The sequence below is a fragment of the Nonomuraea sp. NPDC049158 genome (assembly GCF_040648335.1).
Classification (GTDB): domain Bacteria; phylum Actinomycetota; class Actinomycetes; order Streptosporangiales; family Streptosporangiaceae; genus Nonomuraea.
In genome coordinates, this window is record NZ_JBEZDM010000006.1 from 212,038 (window position 1) to 227,705 (window position 15,668).

17 protein-coding genes are annotated in these 15,668 nt (G+C 70.1%); 4 read left to right on the forward strand and 13 right to left on the reverse strand.

Going from position 1 to position 15,668, the window contains the following annotated elements:
* Positions 1–286: 286 nt before the first annotated feature.
* Positions 287–3,250 (reverse strand): ATP-binding protein, encoded by a 2,964-nt coding sequence (locus AB0B61_RS16180; RefSeq protein WP_358432139.1) that lies wholly within the window; start codon positions 3,248–3,250, stop codon positions 287–289.
* Positions 3,251–3,320: 70 nt separating this feature from the next.
* Positions 3,321–5,258, reverse strand: a complete 1,938-nt coding sequence (locus tag AB0B61_RS16185) for a hypothetical protein (RefSeq protein ID WP_358432140.1) — start codon at positions 5,256–5,258, stop codon at positions 3,321–3,323.
* Between the two features lie 163 nt (positions 5,259–5,421).
* On the opposite strand from AB0B61_RS16185, the gene AB0B61_RS16190 reads away from it, so the two are divergent.
* The 3 genes from AB0B61_RS16190 to AB0B61_RS16200 all read left to right on the forward strand — a co-directional run bounded on the left by AB0B61_RS16190 (position 5,422) and on the right by AB0B61_RS16200 (position 7,732).
* Entirely contained in the window at positions 5,422–6,129 is a 708-nt protein-coding gene (locus AB0B61_RS16190; protein ID WP_358432141.1) for a hypothetical protein, read from the forward strand.
* Positions 6,126–6,755: a hypothetical protein gene (locus AB0B61_RS16195; protein ID WP_358432142.1), complete on the forward strand. Its 630-nt coding sequence runs from the start codon at positions 6,126–6,128 to the stop codon at positions 6,753–6,755. Before AB0B61_RS16190 ends, AB0B61_RS16195 begins: the two co-directional genes overlap by 4 nt.
* Before the next feature lie 359 nt (positions 6,756–7,114).
* Positions 7,115–7,732, forward strand: a complete 618-nt coding sequence (locus tag AB0B61_RS16200; protein WP_358432143.1) for a hypothetical protein — start codon at positions 7,115–7,117, stop codon at positions 7,730–7,732.
* A gap of 37 nt (positions 7,733–7,769) precedes the next feature.
* On the opposite strand, the gene AB0B61_RS16205 is transcribed toward AB0B61_RS16200, so the two are convergent.
* On the reverse strand, positions 7,770–9,029 hold the full coding sequence (locus tag AB0B61_RS16205; protein ID WP_358432144.1) for a hypothetical protein: 1,260 nt from the start codon (positions 9,027–9,029) through the stop codon (positions 7,770–7,772).
* A gap of 224 nt (positions 9,030–9,253) precedes the next feature.
* Here AB0B61_RS16205 and AB0B61_RS16210 point away from each other — a divergent pair, with 224 nt between their 5' ends.
* On the forward strand, positions 9,254–9,808 hold the full coding sequence (locus tag AB0B61_RS16210) for an XRE family transcriptional regulator (RefSeq protein ID WP_358432145.1): 555 nt from the start codon (positions 9,254–9,256) through the stop codon (positions 9,806–9,808).
* A 52-nt stretch (positions 9,809–9,860) separates the two neighbouring features.
* Here the strand turns inward: AB0B61_RS16210 and AB0B61_RS16215 are convergent, their stop codons facing one another.
* The 10 genes from AB0B61_RS16215 to AB0B61_RS16260 all read right to left on the reverse strand — a co-directional run bounded on the left by AB0B61_RS16215 (position 9,861) and on the right by AB0B61_RS16260 (position 15,633).
* On the reverse strand, positions 9,861–10,601 hold the full coding sequence (locus AB0B61_RS16215; protein ID WP_358432146.1) for a methylated-DNA--[protein]-cysteine S-methyltransferase: 741 nt from the start codon (positions 10,599–10,601) through the stop codon (positions 9,861–9,863).
* A complete protein-coding gene (locus AB0B61_RS16220; protein WP_358432147.1) occupies positions 10,598–11,158 on the reverse strand; it encodes an RNA polymerase sigma factor in 561 nt (186 codons plus the stop codon). Before AB0B61_RS16220 ends, AB0B61_RS16215 begins: the two co-directional genes overlap by 4 nt.
* Before the next feature lie 219 nt (positions 11,159–11,377).
* Complete coding sequence (locus tag AB0B61_RS16225) at positions 11,378–11,698, reverse strand: DUF1416 domain-containing protein (RefSeq protein ID WP_358432148.1); 321 nt, start codon at positions 11,696–11,698, stop codon at positions 11,378–11,380.
* Positions 11,698–12,537, reverse strand: coding sequence for a sulfurtransferase (locus AB0B61_RS16230; RefSeq protein ID WP_358432149.1), 840 nt, complete (start codon positions 12,535–12,537; stop codon positions 11,698–11,700). Before AB0B61_RS16230 ends, AB0B61_RS16225 begins: the two co-directional genes overlap by 1 nt.
* Positions 12,534–12,965 carry a DUF4395 domain-containing protein gene (locus tag AB0B61_RS16235; protein WP_358432150.1) on the reverse strand — a complete coding sequence of 144 codons (432 nt, stop codon included), beginning with the start codon at positions 12,963–12,965 and terminating at the stop codon, positions 12,534–12,536. The genes AB0B61_RS16230 and AB0B61_RS16235 overlap by 4 nt, the downstream gene beginning before the upstream one ends.
* 61 nt (positions 12,966–13,026) lie before the next feature.
* Positions 13,027–13,110: a putative leader peptide gene (locus AB0B61_RS16240; protein ID WP_350668905.1), complete on the reverse strand. Its 84-nt coding sequence runs from the start codon at positions 13,108–13,110 to the stop codon at positions 13,027–13,029.
* 32 nt (positions 13,111–13,142) lie between these two features.
* Positions 13,143–13,586, reverse strand: a complete 444-nt coding sequence (locus AB0B61_RS16245) for a thioredoxin family protein (RefSeq protein WP_358432151.1) — start codon at positions 13,584–13,586, stop codon at positions 13,143–13,145.
* A gap of 28 nt (positions 13,587–13,614) precedes the next feature.
* Positions 13,615–14,418, reverse strand: a complete 804-nt coding sequence (locus tag AB0B61_RS16250; RefSeq protein ID WP_358432417.1) for a zf-HC2 domain-containing protein — start codon at positions 14,416–14,418, stop codon at positions 13,615–13,617.
* On the reverse strand, positions 14,418–14,930 hold the full coding sequence (locus AB0B61_RS16255) for a sigma-70 family RNA polymerase sigma factor (RefSeq protein ID WP_358432419.1): 513 nt from the start codon (positions 14,928–14,930) through the stop codon (positions 14,418–14,420). The genes AB0B61_RS16250 and AB0B61_RS16255 overlap by 1 nt, the downstream gene beginning before the upstream one ends.
* Before the next feature lie 37 nt (positions 14,931–14,967).
* Complete coding sequence (locus tag AB0B61_RS16260; RefSeq protein WP_358432152.1) at positions 14,968–15,633, reverse strand: DUF2993 domain-containing protein; 666 nt, start codon at positions 15,631–15,633, stop codon at positions 14,968–14,970.
* Positions 15,634–15,668: the final 35 nt, after the last annotated feature.

Sequence of the window (15,668 nt, forward strand, 5' to 3'; positions counted from 1 at the left end):
TACAGCACCCCCAGTCGTCGAGCGTGCCCAGGCAGCACACGCCGCACGTTAGCGCCCATGGTCTGGCCGTGGCGGAGCGTGGGAGCGCGAGGGCTTGCCCTCGCATAGGAGGGGCCGAAGGCCCCGGGGAGCACGCCGAGCCCCATGGGCGAGCCCTTGCAGTGCGCGACAAGCGCCAAAAGAAGAACGCCGAGCTTCCAATGCGCGAAGCGCTGACTGCGAGCCCTTTGCGACGAGCGCCGAGCTTCCTAATACGCGAAGGCTGACTGCGAGCCCTTTGTAAAGCTCAGCCCGGCTCGGCGAAAGAGAGCTCCGGGGCGCCGTCCCGGTCAAACGGCAGTACGAACCGCCGTGGCCAAGACAGTACCCCTTCCAACCACCCCGCCCCCATCGTCTGCCCCACGTGCCGCAATCGTGACGACGGGTCGACGCCGATCGCGACCGTAGTGATGTCGCGCTGCACGCCCTCGCTCTCGTCGTCGCCCAGAATCACCCGCCAGGCCAGCGCCCTGTTGTGGTCGACCTCCATCGACAGCGGGTGGTGGCGCAGGGCCTTGGCGCGGTGGCCGAGGAGCTCCGATTGCAGGAGTTCGGCCGAGCTGCCGTTGGGCGCGTTGCGGAACAGGGCGTACTCCATCGGCGGCGCCGGGCTGCGCAGGTTCGGGGCCGGCTGGCCGTACGGGAAGAGTCTGTCGACCTCGTGCAGCCAGCGCACCTGGGGGATGACCCACGAGGCGCCGGGGCGTTCGCCGCCGCTGTCCACGGCGGCGAGGAGGCGGGTGGCCGTCTCGGCGGCCTTCTCGGTGAGCAGGGCCGGGTCGAACCAGCTACGCAGCGACCAGGCCCGGCGCTGCACCGAGCGTTCGATCAGGGTGGCCAGCAGGCACTCCCGGCGCCTGGCCGGGAGCTCGGACCAGGCGGCCGTCAGTGCGCGAGGTACGCCGGGCAGGGGGCGGTTGCTCACGAAGGCCAGGACGACCGTGTCGCACCAGATGCGCAGCCAGGCCCAGTCAGGCGCGTCGGCGAGGACGTCGGCCTCGCGGAGTTCGACCAGGGTGCACGCCTGGCCGGTGCGGCACTGGCTGCCGCAGGCCGCCGATCTTCGGCCCCGGATCGGCGGGGCCGGGCTGGCCAGCAGCTTCTCGCGGGACTCGCCGAGCGGCACCCGGACGCGCAGCGGGCGGTCCATCCCGTCGGCGAACACCGCGGCGGACCCCGGTTGCAGGGAGACGACGTGGCGGGACTGTTCCTCGCTGAGGTTCATGGCCCCGCCGACGAGTTGCCGGTCGTCCTCGGCGGGGAGCCGGTGGACGACCTTCAGCGCGGTGTTCTTGACCACGTCGGTGACGAGCTTGGTGGGGATCTGCTCGGCCACCACGATGCCCTCGCCGTACGCCCGGATCTCGGCGAGCATGCCGGCCAGCAGTTCGACCGCGTGCGTGGAGGCGCGGCCGGTGCCGCGGTCGCGCAGCAGCCGGTGGGCCTCCTCGATGACGATGACGTGGCGCAGGCCGGTGGACTTCTCCTGCCGGGCCCGCATCCGCAGGTGCTCGACGATGCGGATGATCAGCGTGCCCATCAGGAACGCCTTGTCCTCGTCGTTGGCCACGTCCTCGATCGCCAGCACCACGTTGCGCTCCAGCAGGCCGCCGATGTCGGCCGGGTGGCCGCCCTCGAAGAAGCGGCCGGCCGAGCCGACGCGGAGCGAGCGCAGCCGCAGCGAGATGAAGCCCTCCACGTCGGCCTGGACCTCGCGGCCGTAGCCGATCTCCCGGATCACGTCCATGGCGTGCTGCTGGAGCAGTTCGAGGGTCGGCACGCTGGGCGGCACCTTGGAGCCCGGTACGGCGCCGCCGGTGACCACGTCCCAGCCGGTGGCCTCATAGACGCGCTGCAGGGCCAGCGACATGATCTGCGGGAACGGCTCCTCGGCGTCGAACGCCGCCATGAACAGCGCCCTGACCATGTCGATGTGGGCCTGGACGGGGTAGCCGGGCTCGGGTTCCAGCGGGTTGATGCTGAACGGCACGCCCGCGGGGGCCGACGGGTTGATCACGGTGACCGTGCCGGGCTCGATGCGGCCGGCCATGGCGGCGTACTCGGACTTGGCGGGCTCGATCGCCAGCCACGGGATGCCGGCCCTGCTGAGCTGCTCCAGCAGGTGCCTGACCGTCTGCGACTTGCCCGAGCCGGTGGCCCCGGTGACGAAGGCGTGCCGGTTGAGCGTGCTCAGCGGCACCCGGAACGAGCCGACGCACCGGTCCTGCCCGTCGAGGATCTCCCCCAGGTCCAGCTCGCCCTCCTCGGCCTCGGAGGTCACGTCGAAGAACCCGGACTCGAGCACCCGTACGCCCGGCACCTCCCGCCTGGGCAGCCCGGCCAGCGCCGCCAGGGCCCCGGCGGTCGCGGCGAAGGGCGCGGCGGCGCCGTCGGCCGGGTCCTGCATCGTCAGGGCGAGCGCCTCCGACAGGCCGTAGACGGCGCCCTGGGCGCTGCGCAGCCGGTAGGGGTGGTGGCTCATCTCGACGGAGCCGACCAGGACCGGCGCGATCTGCCGGAGCTCCTCGGCCGTGGCACCGCCGGCGAGCACGCGGACGTTCCAGAGCCCGGCCTCGCGGAAGGCGTCGAGCTCCTGCATGCGGCGTTCGGCCCGCTCGGCGTCGAACCTGCTGCGCTCGGAGGCGTCGCCGTACTGCCTGAGCACGTTGAGCTGCGTGCGCAGGTGCGCGACCTCGGCGTCGAGCAGGTCGGTCGGCTCGGCCACCACCAGCCACGCGAACGGCCTCGACATGAGGGTGACCAGCGTCGCCTCGAACAGCGTCGGCCGCTTCAGCTCATCGGGTTCGAGCCCGCCGAACTCGCGCCGGCCGCCCAGCGGCGGCGCCTGCCGTCCCGGGCACGGCGTCCACACCAGGTCGGCGAGATCGGCCAGGTACTCCTCGTCGAGCTGCACCCCGCGCGCCCCGCCGGGGAACAGCAGCGGCTGCGGCCCGGCCGGCGCCCCCGGCGCGTCGGTGGCCCGGCGCGGCTGGCGTGGCGGCGACAGCGGCCCGGCGTTGGTGATGAGCTCGAGCGGCGCCCCGGAGCCGCGGGAGAGCCACCCGATGACGAACGGCCGGTCACGTTGGGCGGCGGACAGCACGGCGGGCAGCACGGTGACGAAGTCCCACTCCGCCGACGAGCTTCGCGAGGGTGCCGCGATCGACTGGATTCGGTACCAGGGCCCGCTCAGCGAGACACTCGACTGCATTTCATTCCCCCACAGACGGTTGCTAGTAAAATCCGCCTACCGTCAGCGCGCCACGTTGACATTGACCATGTCATTGCCTGTCCTTGCGCCAGTCCAGGCGTGGCGGCGGCGGGCCGAGGTTCGGCGGCGGCTCTCCGTCGCCGTCTCCGCCCTTGCCGTCGATCGCGAGTACGGCCTCGCGGACGTCGTCCAGCTCGCCGAGCGTGGTCTTGGGAAATGTGAGGATGGCCGGGTTCGCGTCGGCCAGGCGGACCCGGCGGCCCTGCGCGGTCGCGTCGGTGACGATCACGGATGTGGTGGGCAGCTGCTGGAGCTGGTGCGGCTCGACGAGGAACTCGCGCGAGCGCTGCAGCACCCGCTCCTTCTCGGCGATCTTGTCGGCCGTCCTGCCCCACTCCGTCGACTCCACGAGGTCCTCCGCGAGGTCCGTACGGTTGTCGCCACGCTCCTCCGTGGCGTCCTCGACCTGGGAGATCGTGGAGGTGTAACCGCCGTCGAGGCCGGGGATCGAGTCGCTGATCGTCTCGGTGAGCTGGGCCAGCTCCAGCCGGTGCTCGGTGCCGACGTGCTCACTGGCCACTCGGGCGTCCTCGGCGTTGCCGAGCCGCATGAACGCCACCGCCGCGTGGCCCCTGCCGAGCCGCTCCCGCACGGTCGGGGTCAGACTCCGGTACGTCAGCACCAGGCCGGTCCTGGACGTCTCACAGGCGTCCATGAGCCGGTCCAGCACGTCGCCGCGGAGCTTGTCGGCCCCCGCCACGATGATCGTGTGATACCAGGGCCGGTCGGCGGCGGGCGACTGGCGCAGGATGTGCGTGAGCGCGGTGGCCACATAGGTGCCGAGCACCCGGTTGCCGAACACCCCGGCCTGGCGGTCCATGCTCACCACCCGCAACCTGGCCGGCGGCAGCCGTACGGCCTCCGTGCCGAGCGTCTCCAGCTTGCGCAGCTGGGATTCCAGCGCCCAGGCCCGCTCGATCACCACGCGGTCGCTGACGCCCCGCCCGAACAGCGTGCCGATCCGTTCGAGCTGCGACGCCGTGATCAGCCCGAACCTCAGATCGTCGCGCGGGTCGCCGACCTGGGCGAGTGCCCGCAGCGCGGCGGTGACCTGGTTGATCGTGGCGTTCTCGCCGAGCACCTCCAGCACCCGCTCCAGGATCGCGTTGTCGAAGCTGAGGTCGCGCGTGGTGCGATGCTCCTCGCTCACGCTGACCACATGGGCGAGTACGTCGGCGAACGCCTCGGGCTTCAGCGTCGCGCCCAGGTCCAGCCGGGGCAGGTCCGTCGGCAGCACCCAGACCAGCGGGTCGTCGCCGCCCCGCCGGGCCAGCTCGATCAGGTCCTTGGCGATCGCGCCCTCGGACAGGTCGAGCACGGTGAGGTGGCCGCCGCTGTAGAGGCGGGTGGCGCCGAGCAGGGTGATCAGCGCCGACCAGCCGGGCAGCGTGCCGCCCGCCACGTCGATGCGGTCGATCTCGTCGGGGACGGCGACGGCGTACCAGGTGAGCTGGCGGTCGTGGCGTTCCTTGACCTCCTGCCACTCGCGGTAGCGCTGGGCGTGCTCCTCCTGCGCGCGGAACAGCTCTTTGTCACGTTCCCGTCGCTGCCGGTCGTCACGGGCCTGCTGCTCGCTCACCCGGTAGCGGACCGCGCGGTCACCCTGTACCAGCGCGTAGCTGCAGATGATCGCCACGCCGCCGGCCGCGCCCAGACCCAGCAGTGCGAACGACCACTGCAGGTAACCGGCGATGGCCAGCCCGAGTATGAGCACGGTGAGGATGACCATGAACACCCTGAACACCCGTACGGGCCGGTTGAGCAGGTCTTCCTGAAAGCGTTCGCGGCGCAGCAGCTCCTGGTCGGCCTCCGCGGAGGGGACCTCCTCTTCGCCGGGCGAGGGGCGCTTGGGCGGTGGTCCTGGATCGGGGTGCAGCAGGATGTACTGCCAGCCCAGGTAGATGCGGTCCGCCTGGAGCTGCGCATGCTCGGGATGCACGTCCGCCACGTGACCCTCCGGCCGCGATATGTCGTTAGTGGGGGCTGACCCTCCGCTCCGTGACAGCGTATGAGCTAGACCCCCTGCTGCGGCAGGGTTCTCGGCAATTAGACCAGCCAGATGGGAGGCTAGCGGCAGATGGGGCAAGCGTGACCTATTACCATCCTTACCCATGACGGAACCCTCCGGCGGCAGCAACAAGCCCAAACGCCCGGTAGTGGTGCCGGCAGTGGCCCTGGTGGCATTCACCGCCCTCGGCATCACCGCCCTGCTCGGCGGTTTCGCCGAGGTTCCCGATCCGGCGCCGCCCCAATACGGGGAGGGGGCGGTGCTCGACCAGGGGCAGTTCAGTACGCAGTTCGTGACGGCCAAGGTGGCCACGCAGAAGGCCAAGGCCGACTGGGATACCGACAAGCGCTTCGTGGAGCTGACCTTCAAGGTGACGAACCAGGGCAAGGCCACGGCCATGGTCGGCCTTCCGCCTAGCAAGCCGGAGGGCTCGATCTCGGCGACGAGCTTCGCCGGGTCGCTGGTCAAGGTGACCCCGCAGGTTCAGGCGAAGGGTGTGCCGACGGTCTACAGCCTGTCGAAGAACGCGCAGAGCGGCCAGCTTCAGCCGGGCGTCCCGACCACGGTCATCCTCCGCTACGACCTGGACGGCGCGGCCAAACCTCCGCAGAAGGTGACGCTGGACGTGGCGGGCTTCGCATACGAGCCGGGCTTCAACGACCCGTCCTTCCACTGGAGCCTGATCTCCGAAGAGACCGACTCAGAAGAGTCCGGCTCGGGAGTGCCCGGCTCGGGAGTGCCCGGCAACGGACGGCGCCCCGTCGTCCAGGCCCAGGTGACGCTCCCGGTGCACGGCGCGGAGGCGACATGACCGCCACCGCGTCCCGCCGCCCGCCCGGCCGCCGCTCCCGCGCCCGCCGGCAGGGCGGCTCGCGCGTGCTCAGCGCCCTCGTCGGCCTGGTGCTGCTGGGCGGCGCCGTCGGCCTCCAGACGCGCAACCTGACCCCGAACGAGATGGACGCGCCCATCACCACCGTCGGCGCGAAGGGCCAGGAGGTGAACGCGGGCAGGTTCGCCGTCCGCGTCACCTCGGTCACCGTGGCACGAGCCGTGCAGGCCGGGACCAAGAAGGTGGAGACCGAGCAGCTCTTCCTGATCGTCCAGGCGTCCGCGACCTCCGCCACCAAGCCCATGCACCTGGCCGCCCCCGCGCTGCTGACCCCGGACGGCGTCAGCTACGACGCCACGGACAAGATCGAGCCGTCCGAGACGCTGGCCAATCCCTGGGTACAGCCGGAGTTCTGGGTCAGCGGCAACTTCGTCTTCGAGATCCCCGCTTCGGCGCTCGAAGGCGCGCGGGTCGTGTTCAAGCTGCCCGGATCGGCACTGGTCGAGCCGTACGAACCGGAGGCCGAGGTCGATCTGGGCATCGACGGCCCGGAAGCGGCCCGGCTCAAGTCCGCGCCCAGCGACGTCTACATTCTGAAGAAGAGCTGATGAGCACAGACGACCGCGGCTGGTTCTCTCCTCCGGCCGGCCAGAACGCGGACCAGCCCCAGCCCCAGGCGCCGCCTCCGTCCCAGCCGCAACCTCGATCTCAGAGGCCGCGGCCGCGGCGCCGCCGTTCGGCCGCGACGCGGGTGGTCCCTCCCGACCAGCAGGTGTGGCCGCCCAAGCGGACGGAACCCTCGGTGGACACCTCCACCCAGCCGATCCCGGCCATCCCCAGCGCCGGGCCGCTTCCCCGGCCGTCCGTCCCGCCTCTCCCCGCTGTCCCGCCTCCTCCCGTGGGACCGCCCTCTCCCGCGGAACCGGCCCCTCTCTCGGGACCGGCTACCGCCCAGCTTCCGGCCACCGTGGAGGTTCCGGTCGCCGCCGAGCTTCCGGCCATCGCTCCGGTCGCCGTGACTCCCCCGCCGCGTAGACGGCGGCCCGTGCTGACGGCGCTCGGAGCCGTGGCCGCGCTGGTCGTGGCGCTCGGGGCGACGACCTACGACCGCTATCACGTCTATCTGGTCAGGTCCGGGCAGATTCCGGCGAAGCAGGAGCAGGTCGTACCGGCGGGGCAGTCCGTCACGGTCAAGCACGTCAGCTGGAAGTCCACGATGGAGACCGTGCCGCAGGTCCCCGGCAACAAGCCCCAGCCGGGCTCGGCCTACGTCAAGATCGACATCACCCGGTCGGCCGTCGACAAGGACGGAGAGTTCAAGACGGCCAGGCCCAAGGAGCTGTTCGTGACGGATCGACAGGGCCGTACCTGGGTGGCCCTGGTCGGCGACGACACGACACCGGCCGAGAAGATGGAGGTCGGCGAGCCGTACCGGATGACGGCCTACGCCCGGGTGCCGGCCGCGCAGGCGGCCGAGGTCGAGCTGCTGCTCACGCCGAGCAACTACCGCTCGGACATCCCCACGGCCCAGCTCATGACCGCGAAGACGGAACCGGAGCTGGACGTGCTGCGCTTCAAGCGCTGACGCTCCTCCGACCGACCGACCGACCGGGTGCGGCGCGTCAGGCGTTGACGCCCATCTGGCCACCTCGTACGGCGGGCGATTGCGGCGCTTCGGGCGCCGGAGCCATCCGGCGGCCCCGCGTGGCCGCGATGTCGAAGGCGGCGGCCAGCAGGGCCATGGTCAGGACCGTGACGATCAGGTTCTTGACGAAGTCGACGGGGGCGCCCACGAGCATCCAGAGCCACTCCACCTTCGACCCGATCAGCGTCCGCACCCCGCGCATCGCGTACTCCGCGCCGACGTGCAGCGACACGTAACACAGGCACATCATCCCGAACAGCGCCACGCCGCCCGTCAGCGTCTGCCTGAAGGAGTTGGCCAAGGGGACCCAGCGCTCCTGGAAGCCGCCGGTGATCCGCTCGACCGACTTCTGCGTGATCGAGTGGGTCGAGTAGAGCTTGTCGATCCCCTTCTCGAAGCGCGTGTCGCGGAGCATGGTACGGGCGTCGTCCGCGTACGTGCCGAAGACGAGCACCGCCACCGTCAGCCACGTGAGCGGGATGAAGACGCCCTCCACGATGTACGGCCAGACTTCACCGACCGCTCCCCAGAACGCCTCCCAGCCGGGGATGCTCTGCTCGGCCTGGGTCACGAGCTCACCCGAGGCGGACACGGCGAGGCGGTGCGAGACCCAGTCGGAGCGCGCGTTGGCCAGGACGAAGGTGGCGTTCAGGCCGAAGAACACGAAGGCGAACTCGGACAGGGCGGTGCCCAGCCCCGAGACCGTCCCGTCACCCCGCTCCACCATTTTGCTGAACAGCGCACGCAGCAGGAACGCCACCGCCATCAGGCCGAACGAGATCCGCCAGTCGAGGTCGATGAGCCCCCGCCCGACCGTGCTGCTCCTGCCGAGGAAGCTGTCGCTGAAGAAGTCGTCGATGTTGTGCAGGAAGTCCGTCTGTACGAAGTCCCGGGCGTCCTCGACATGGAACCCCCAGGTCAGGTAGATGACCGCGAAGGCGGGGGCGACGCGGTTCATGGAGACCCAGTAGCGCTCGTCCTCCTCGCCCCCCGCCCGCCGGGCGTTGATCTCCCAGAGCGCGCCGCGTACCGACCACAGCATGCCCGCGGTGATCGTCATCGACGCCATGACGATGAGCGTCAGCACCGCGATGGTCGCGACCAGGCGGAGCTGCCGGGCGTCTCCATGAGAGATCTCCGTACCGAGGTAGAGCAGCCCGAAGCGCACCGCCTGACCGGCCGAGAACCAGGCGATCAGCGGTAGCGCGCACTTCCCGGCGATGCGTAGCGCGTGCAAGGGCAGAGAGAACGGCGACGGCATCGGTCCCGGTGCGGACACGGGCCGGGATGGGGCCATCACTCCTGACATCGCGGACACCCACGGGATCCTACCGACATGTCGAGACATGCGACTACCAGGCGTGATGATCGCCGCGCATTCATGACGAACCTGGAAGGAGATACCCACAACAGACCAGAGCGCCCGGCGCAATCCGGCGCGATGTGGGGGAACATAGCGACATGGAGGCACGGCCCGCGCTGGACACGGATCCGGTCATCGTCGGGCAACGAGTGCGCCTGCTGCGCCAGGCGGCGGGCGTCTCGCTGTCCGAACTGGCCAGGCGCGCCGACATCGACCGGACAACGCTGCTCGAGGTGGAGACCGGCCTGGCCAAGGCGACGGCGGAGATGCTCTGGGCCATCACCGCGCAGCTCGGCGTGCCGATCGGCGCGATACTCGACACGCCGCCATCGCCGCAGGTCGTGCACGGCACGGCGATCGAGGCCGCGCTGCTGGAGGTGTTCGAGGACGGGCGGGTGACCTATGAGCTCTATCGGCTGCGGATTCCGCCCGGCATCACCCAGACCTCCCTTGCGCATCTGGAAGGGGTGACCGAGCACCTCACGGTCTACGCCGGCACACTGATCGCGGGGCCGATGGACGCGCCGCTGACGGCGGGCCCCGGCCACCACATCTCGTGGCGCTCGGACGTCCCGCACGGCTACTGCGCGGTCCCCCCGGACGAGGTCAGAGCCTCACTGCTGATGCGCTACCCAACGGACACCCGCACCTGACCGGACACCCATACCTGACGGACGCTCAGGACGCGCCCTCAGGGCGGGCGCCTCAGGCGGCCAGGGCGGGCCGACAGGTGCGGCAGGGCCGGTAACCGGCCTCCTGGGCCTGGGCGAGGCTGCGGAAGCCGTGCCGGTGCGCGGCGGTGATGCGCCGGGCGTTGTGGCAGGTCGGGAAGCACACCACGCCGGTGGTGTCGCTGGCCAGGTAGAACACCCGCGCCCGCGCCAGCCGCCGCACCGCGTCCAGATCCACGCCCTCGGTCACCAGCAGCCGCTCCTTGGCCGCCGCCCCGAACACGTAGTCGCCCGGCACCCCGTCGGACCTGGTCACCCGGTGGCACGGGACGAGCAGCGGCACCGGGTTCGCGCCCAGCGCCGCGCCCACCGCGCGGACCGCCTTGGGCCGGCCGACCTGAGCCGCGATCCAGGCGTAGGGCCGTACCTCGCCCCTGGGGATCGTCCGGGCGGCCAGCAGGACGTCGCGCTGGAAGTCGCTCAGCCCCCGCAGGTCGAGCGCGACCCCCGAGGAGCGGCCGGTACGCAGCGCGGGCAGCAGCCCGGCGGGCGGCCGCTCAGCGGGCAGCAGCGGACGTCCGGCACGCGCTCTGAAGGCGGCGGCGAAGCCCTCGCCCCGATGAACGTAGGCGATGCCCTGGCCGGTGAACGCGACGGACAGCTCCCCGAGCGGGCTCGGCGCCGTCACCCAGCGCGCGGCGATCCGCTCCAGCAGCCCGTCGGGCGCGTCCGTGGCCAGTGCCGCGAGTCCGGCAAGCAGCGGGTCCTGGGTCATCGGACACCTCCAAGTGTGCGCAGTCGCCGCAGACCCCGTGACACATGCGACTTGACCGTGCCCTGCGGAATCCTGAGGACTGTGGCTATCTCACTGACCGGTAGATCGACGACATGCCGGAGGACAACGGCCACCCGCTGATCCTCCGGCAGCATGCCGAGCATTTCGGCGAGCTTGTCACCGGTCTCATGCCGCACCGCCGCGTCCTCCACGCTCTCGCGTGGATCAACGGTATCGACCGGCTCCTCGCGCAGATCGGGGGGCGGCTTCCGGGACTTGGTACGGGCGCAGTTGCGCCAGATGTTCAGCAGGATCGTCAGGAGCCAGGCCCGCGGTTGCAGGGCGGCGATCCGTTCTCGGTCATAGCCGGCGACGGCACGGTAGGCACGCAGGAACGTCTCAGCGGTGAGGTCCTCGGCATCGGCCCACCGCCCGCTCAGCCGCAGCGCGGTCGAGAAGACCACGCCGCGATAAGCGCCGAACAGCTCGGCGAACCCTCCGTCGAGGTCGTCGAGCAGCGCCTTTCGCACCGGGTCGAGGCAGTCGATGTCACTCACACCAGGTAGAACACCATCGGGCCGGATTCCGTTGCACCCTTCACCGGCCATGGTCTCACCGTCTCGTCTCGGCGCCCGGCCCCGTGCGGGGTCAGAGGCCGTATTCCTGGAGGCCGCCCGCCCCGTGCGGCGGGTGGCGGCCTGCCGGGCTTGCCGTAACGGAAAGAAGAAGGCCCGCGTCCGAGATCGGACGCAGGCCTTCTGCTAGGCATTTCCGGGTCAGACGGCGACGGCCAGCTGAGCCACTTCGCCCAGCTTCGCCTGGACCTTGACGTCACGCGTGACGCCGCCGCCGGCGATGATGCGTACCGTCCAGTCGCCAGGTGCGGCGAAGAAGCGGAACACGCCCTCGTCGGACACGACGACCTCGCCGGTGAACTCGCCGGAGTGGTCGAGCAGCCGCGCGTAGGCGGTGCCGGCGCCCGTCACGACGCCCTGGATCACGGACTGGGTGGACAGGTCGATCCCCGCGGGCAGCGCGATGGTCTGCTCCGGAGCTCCGCAACCCGGTGCGGTCTGAGCGGTCTGAGTGGTGGTCATCAGCGGGCCTCCCCCAACTCGATCGGCACGCCCACGAGCGAGCCGTATTCGGTCCACGAACCGTCGTAGTTCTTCACGTTCGCCTGGTCGAGCAGCTCGTGCAGGACGAACCAGGTGTGCGCGGAACGCTCGCCGATGCGGCAGTAGGCGATCGTGTCCTTGTCGAAGTTGACCCCCGCCTCGCCGTAGAGCGTGCGCAGGTCTTCGTCGGTCTTGAACGTGCCGTCGTCGTTGGCCGCCTTGGACCACGGGATGCTGCGAGCGGTGGGCACGTGGCCCGCGCGCTGCGCCTGCTCCTGCGGCAGGTGGGCCGGGGCGAGCAGCTTGCCGGTGAACTCGTCGGGAGAGCGGACGTCGACCAGGTTGAGCTTGCCGATCGCGGCGACCACGTCGTCACGGAAGGCGCGGATGGACGTGTCCTGCTCCTGGGCCACGTAGGAGGTCTTGGCGCGCTGCGGCACGTCCCTGACCAGCTCGCGCGAGTCGAGCTCCCACTTCTTACGCCCGCCGTCGAGCAGCTTGACGTTGTCGTGGCCGTAGAGCTTGAAGTACCAGTAGGCGTAGGCGGCGAACCAGTTGTTGTTTCCGCCATAGAGCACGATGGTGTCGTCGTTGGAGATGCCGCGCTCGGACAGCAGTGTCTCGAAGCCGGTCTTGTCCACGAAGTCACGGCGGACCGGGTCCTGAAGGTCCTTCTGCCAATCGACCTTCACGGCGCCACGGATGTGGCCCTTGTCATAGGCGCTGGCGTCTTCGTCAACCTCGACGAGAACGACGCCGGGGGTGTCGAGGTTGGCCTCGACCCATTCGGCATCCACCAGGACGGCGGAGCGGCTCATTGGGGAACCTCCAATTTGGCGGCGGGCAGTAGTCGGCGAATCAGCAGGTACGTTTCGCAGCCGAGGCAGAATCCGAAGGCTGCGTTGAGGAAGGCGGCGAGGAGTGCCGCGGCCGTGGCCACGAGGGCGAGCGGCGTGATCCCGGCGAGATATCCGACCAGACCCACGACCGCGAAGCCGAGCCCGACACCCTGCGCGAAGCGGGGTGGGCGGGCGTCCTCCGTCTCCCTCGGAGCGCTCTTGACGAGCGCCTTGAAGAGCATCACGTAAGGCGAGCGCCCTGCCACGCCGAGTGCGAACACCAGCGCCTGGACCGCCAGCAGCACGTGGGCAGCCCATGGCCAGGCGCTCCCCGTCACCAGGACGAGGGCGAGGATCGCAGTCGTGATGGCCGCGCTGAAACGCAACGCTCTAGGGTCGGCACGCATCGAAGGATGCTCCTGAAGGGGGTCGGATTGGGGCGGATCGGAAGTCCGCGCGAGACCGTCCTCAGGCAGCGCGACAGAGCGCGGTGGCTACGCGGCAAAAATCAACCGCGCGCCGCTTCGTCAGCAGCTCTGTCGATGGGTTCATGGCGATGACACTACTCGCCGTCTCGGCATCTGTCACATCTCGTCCGCGTTCTGAGACGAAACGTGGGATACTGCCCCGGCCAAGGCGGCGAGTACGTCCGCTTTGCGTGGCTGGCCAGACGCCTTTTTCACGATATTTCCGGCGCTGTCGAGGATCAGGACCGTCGGCGTGCGCATGATGTCGAGCCGCCGGACGAGATCAAGACGCGACTCGGCGTCGATCTCGACATGCGCCACCCCGGGCACCAGCCCACTGACGTCGGCCAGCACCCGCCGGGTCGCCCGGCACGGCTGGCAGAAGGCGGTCGAGAACTGCACGAGCGTCGCCCGCTCCCCCAGGTCGGCACCCAGATCGGCCGTGACCAGGCGGTCGTCCGCCCGCGCCGTGTCGCGCACCTTGCCGTCGCGGCGCAGTCGAACCACCCCGATCACCGAGCCGAGCGCCAGCGTCGCCAGCGCCACCCACAGTCCTGTCATCTCGTGGTGCAACCTCGGAGGGGACGCTTTACTTCCCCTTCGGGGCCGGGATCTTGACGAGCACCTTGCCGCCCGCGTCGACGACCTCGAACCTGGCGATGTCGTTCATCGGGATCCGGGTCTGGCGCGGGAAGACGGCCTTGTTCTCGTAGGTCTCCCGGCTGACCTTCCAGCTCATGGTGGAGTCGGACGCGCCGTTCTTGGCGAACACCACCAGCCGGCACGTCGTACCGAGCGGCAGGCCACTGACCCGCACCGACAGTTTCGTCACCTCGCCGCCGGGAAAGGCCGTCACGCTCGCGTGATAGCCCTTGGCCGCGTTCTCGCCGGGGAACTCGCGGCCGGGCGCCGTCTGGCTCGCCGATGGCCGCGGAGTCGGCCGCGCCTCGGACTTCTTGAGCCGCGCGTCGTTCGGCGCGCTGTCCGTCGCGGCGTACGGCGCTTCCGCATGGGACTCGATCCCTGCGGAGGTGGCGGCGGGCTGAGCGGCGGTCTGGATGCCGTCCGGCTGCTGGGAGCCCATCCACACCGTGACGCCGACCGCCATCACCGCGACGGAGGCGGCCACGGCCAGCAACGCGCGTCCTCTCCGGTGGCGCCGGGCACTGGCGTTCAGCAACCGGTCGAGCACCTGGCGCGGAGGGCTGGACACCAGCTCGATGTCGCGCTCCGACACCTTGCCGAGGAAGGACGCGACGCCCTCCAGGTCGAGCAGCTCGGCGCCGCACACCTCGCAGGTCGCCAGGTGGGTGTCGATCTCCAACGCCTCGTCGGGCTCCAGCGCGCCGAGCGCGTGCGCGCCCAGTGCCAGCCGGACCTCCTCACACGTCATCACGGCGCCAGCCCTCGCTCCTCGAGCGCGAGCCGGAGCGCGCGCAGCGCGTAGTAGGTGCGTGACTTGACCGTGCCCGGCGGGATGCCCAGCGTGGCCGACGCCTCCTTCACCGATCTCCCCCGGTAGTAGACCTCCATCAGCACCTCACGGTGCTCGGGCCGCAGCGCGGCCAGCGCCTCGGCCACGGCCCATGACTCGACCGCCCGCTCCAGCTCGTCGTCCGCGGGGAGTACGGCGAGCGCCTCGTCGCCGGTCTCCTGCGGGCGCGCCTTGCGGGCGCGGTGCTGGTCCACGACGAGATTACGGGCGACGGTGAACAGCCAGGCACGTATCGGGCGGCCGGTGAGGGCGTCAGGATGCCGCCAAGCCCGCAGCAGCGTTTCCTGCACGATGTCCTCCGCTCGTCCCGAATCGCCCGTGAGTCGCAGCACGTATCCGTAGAGTGGCCCAGCGTGCTCGTCGAAGAGGGTCCTGACCAGTTCCTCGTCGGCGGTGTCGGCTGCAGTCACACCCTCATCACGTACGGCGGGGCCGACCGGTTCGATGTCATCCACGGAGCGGCACGTCAGACGCTTCGGCCGCGATCTCCAACCCGTCGGCCACGCTCCTCACTCCGGTCACCTTCACATCGAACGGGAGCTTCCCCTTGAACGGGATCGGGAAGGTCACGAACTTCGCGAGCGCGTCGGGCACGCCTTGGATCTTCTCCGCCTGGAGCTTGATGCCGCCGTCGGTCACCTGGACGCGCATCTCCGCGTTGAACTTCACCTTGTTCACCCCTACCGTCACCTCACCCGACGCGACGAGCCGCTGGCCGTTCCCGGAGATCTTGACGCCCTGCGGTGCGTACTTGTCGATCGTCGCCCTGGTCAGAGTGCCATGGACGGTCAGGCGCCCGGCCCGGACGTTGGCTCTGTTCTGGAGCACGTCGGCCAGCGGGGCGGTCACGTCGTAGGCGACGCCCTGCAGGTCCTTCACCGGAACTCCCCCGTAGGTGAGAGTGCCGAGATTGAACCGTACCTCTGGATAGTGGCCGGAGACCGCCTGTGTGAGAAAGGGGATGCCCTCGATGGTCACCGTCGGCTGGCTGTCGAGGTCGGCCGCGGCGGAGATCCTGTTGGCCAGGTCACGCTGCACTCCGGTGACCGCCACCCGGTCGACGACAGCGAGGAGAACGACCAGCACGATCAGGAAAACGATCAGTTTGCGCATCGGACATCCTGTCTCACGGGGGATCATGAGCTTAT

Coding starts and splice junctions, on each gene's coding strand:
- AB0B61_RS16210 (WP_358432145.1), top strand. CDS start 9,254: ATGGAGGCACGGCCCGCGCTGGACACGGATCCGGTCATCGTCGGGCAA.
- AB0B61_RS16180 (WP_358432139.1), bottom strand. CDS start 3,250: ATGCAGTCGAGTGTCTCGCTGAGCGGGCCCTGGTACCGAATCCAGTCG.
- AB0B61_RS16230 (WP_358432149.1), bottom strand. CDS start 12,537: ATGAGCCGCTCCGCCGTCCTGGTGGATGCCGAATGGGTCGAGGCCAAC.
- AB0B61_RS16260 (WP_358432152.1), bottom strand. CDS start 15,633: ATGCGCAAACTGATCGTTTTCCTGATCGTGCTGGTCGTTCTCCTCGCT.
- AB0B61_RS16235 (WP_358432150.1), bottom strand. CDS start 12,965: ATGCGTGCCGACCCTAGAGCGTTGCGTTTCAGCGCGGCCATCACGACT.
- AB0B61_RS16225 (WP_358432148.1), bottom strand. CDS start 11,698: ATGACCACCACTCAGACCGCTCAGACCGCACCGGGTTGCGGAGCTCCG.
- AB0B61_RS16215 (WP_358432146.1), bottom strand. CDS start 10,601: ATGACCCAGGACCCGCTGCTTGCCGGACTCGCGGCACTGGCCACGGAC.
- AB0B61_RS16240 (WP_350668905.1), bottom strand. CDS start 13,110: ATGAACCCATCGACAGAGCTGCTGACGAAGCGGCGCGCGGTTGATTTT.
- AB0B61_RS16250 (WP_358432417.1), bottom strand. CDS start 14,418: ATGACGTGTGAGGAGGTCCGGCTGGCACTGGGCGCGCACGCGCTCGGC.
- AB0B61_RS16245 (WP_358432151.1), bottom strand. CDS start 13,586: ATGACAGGACTGTGGGTGGCGCTGGCGACGCTGGCGCTCGGCTCGGTG.
- AB0B61_RS16190 (WP_358432141.1), top strand. CDS start 5,422: ATGACGGAACCCTCCGGCGGCAGCAACAAGCCCAAACGCCCGGTAGTG.
- AB0B61_RS16195 (WP_358432142.1), top strand. CDS start 6,126: ATGACCGCCACCGCGTCCCGCCGCCCGCCCGGCCGCCGCTCCCGCGCC.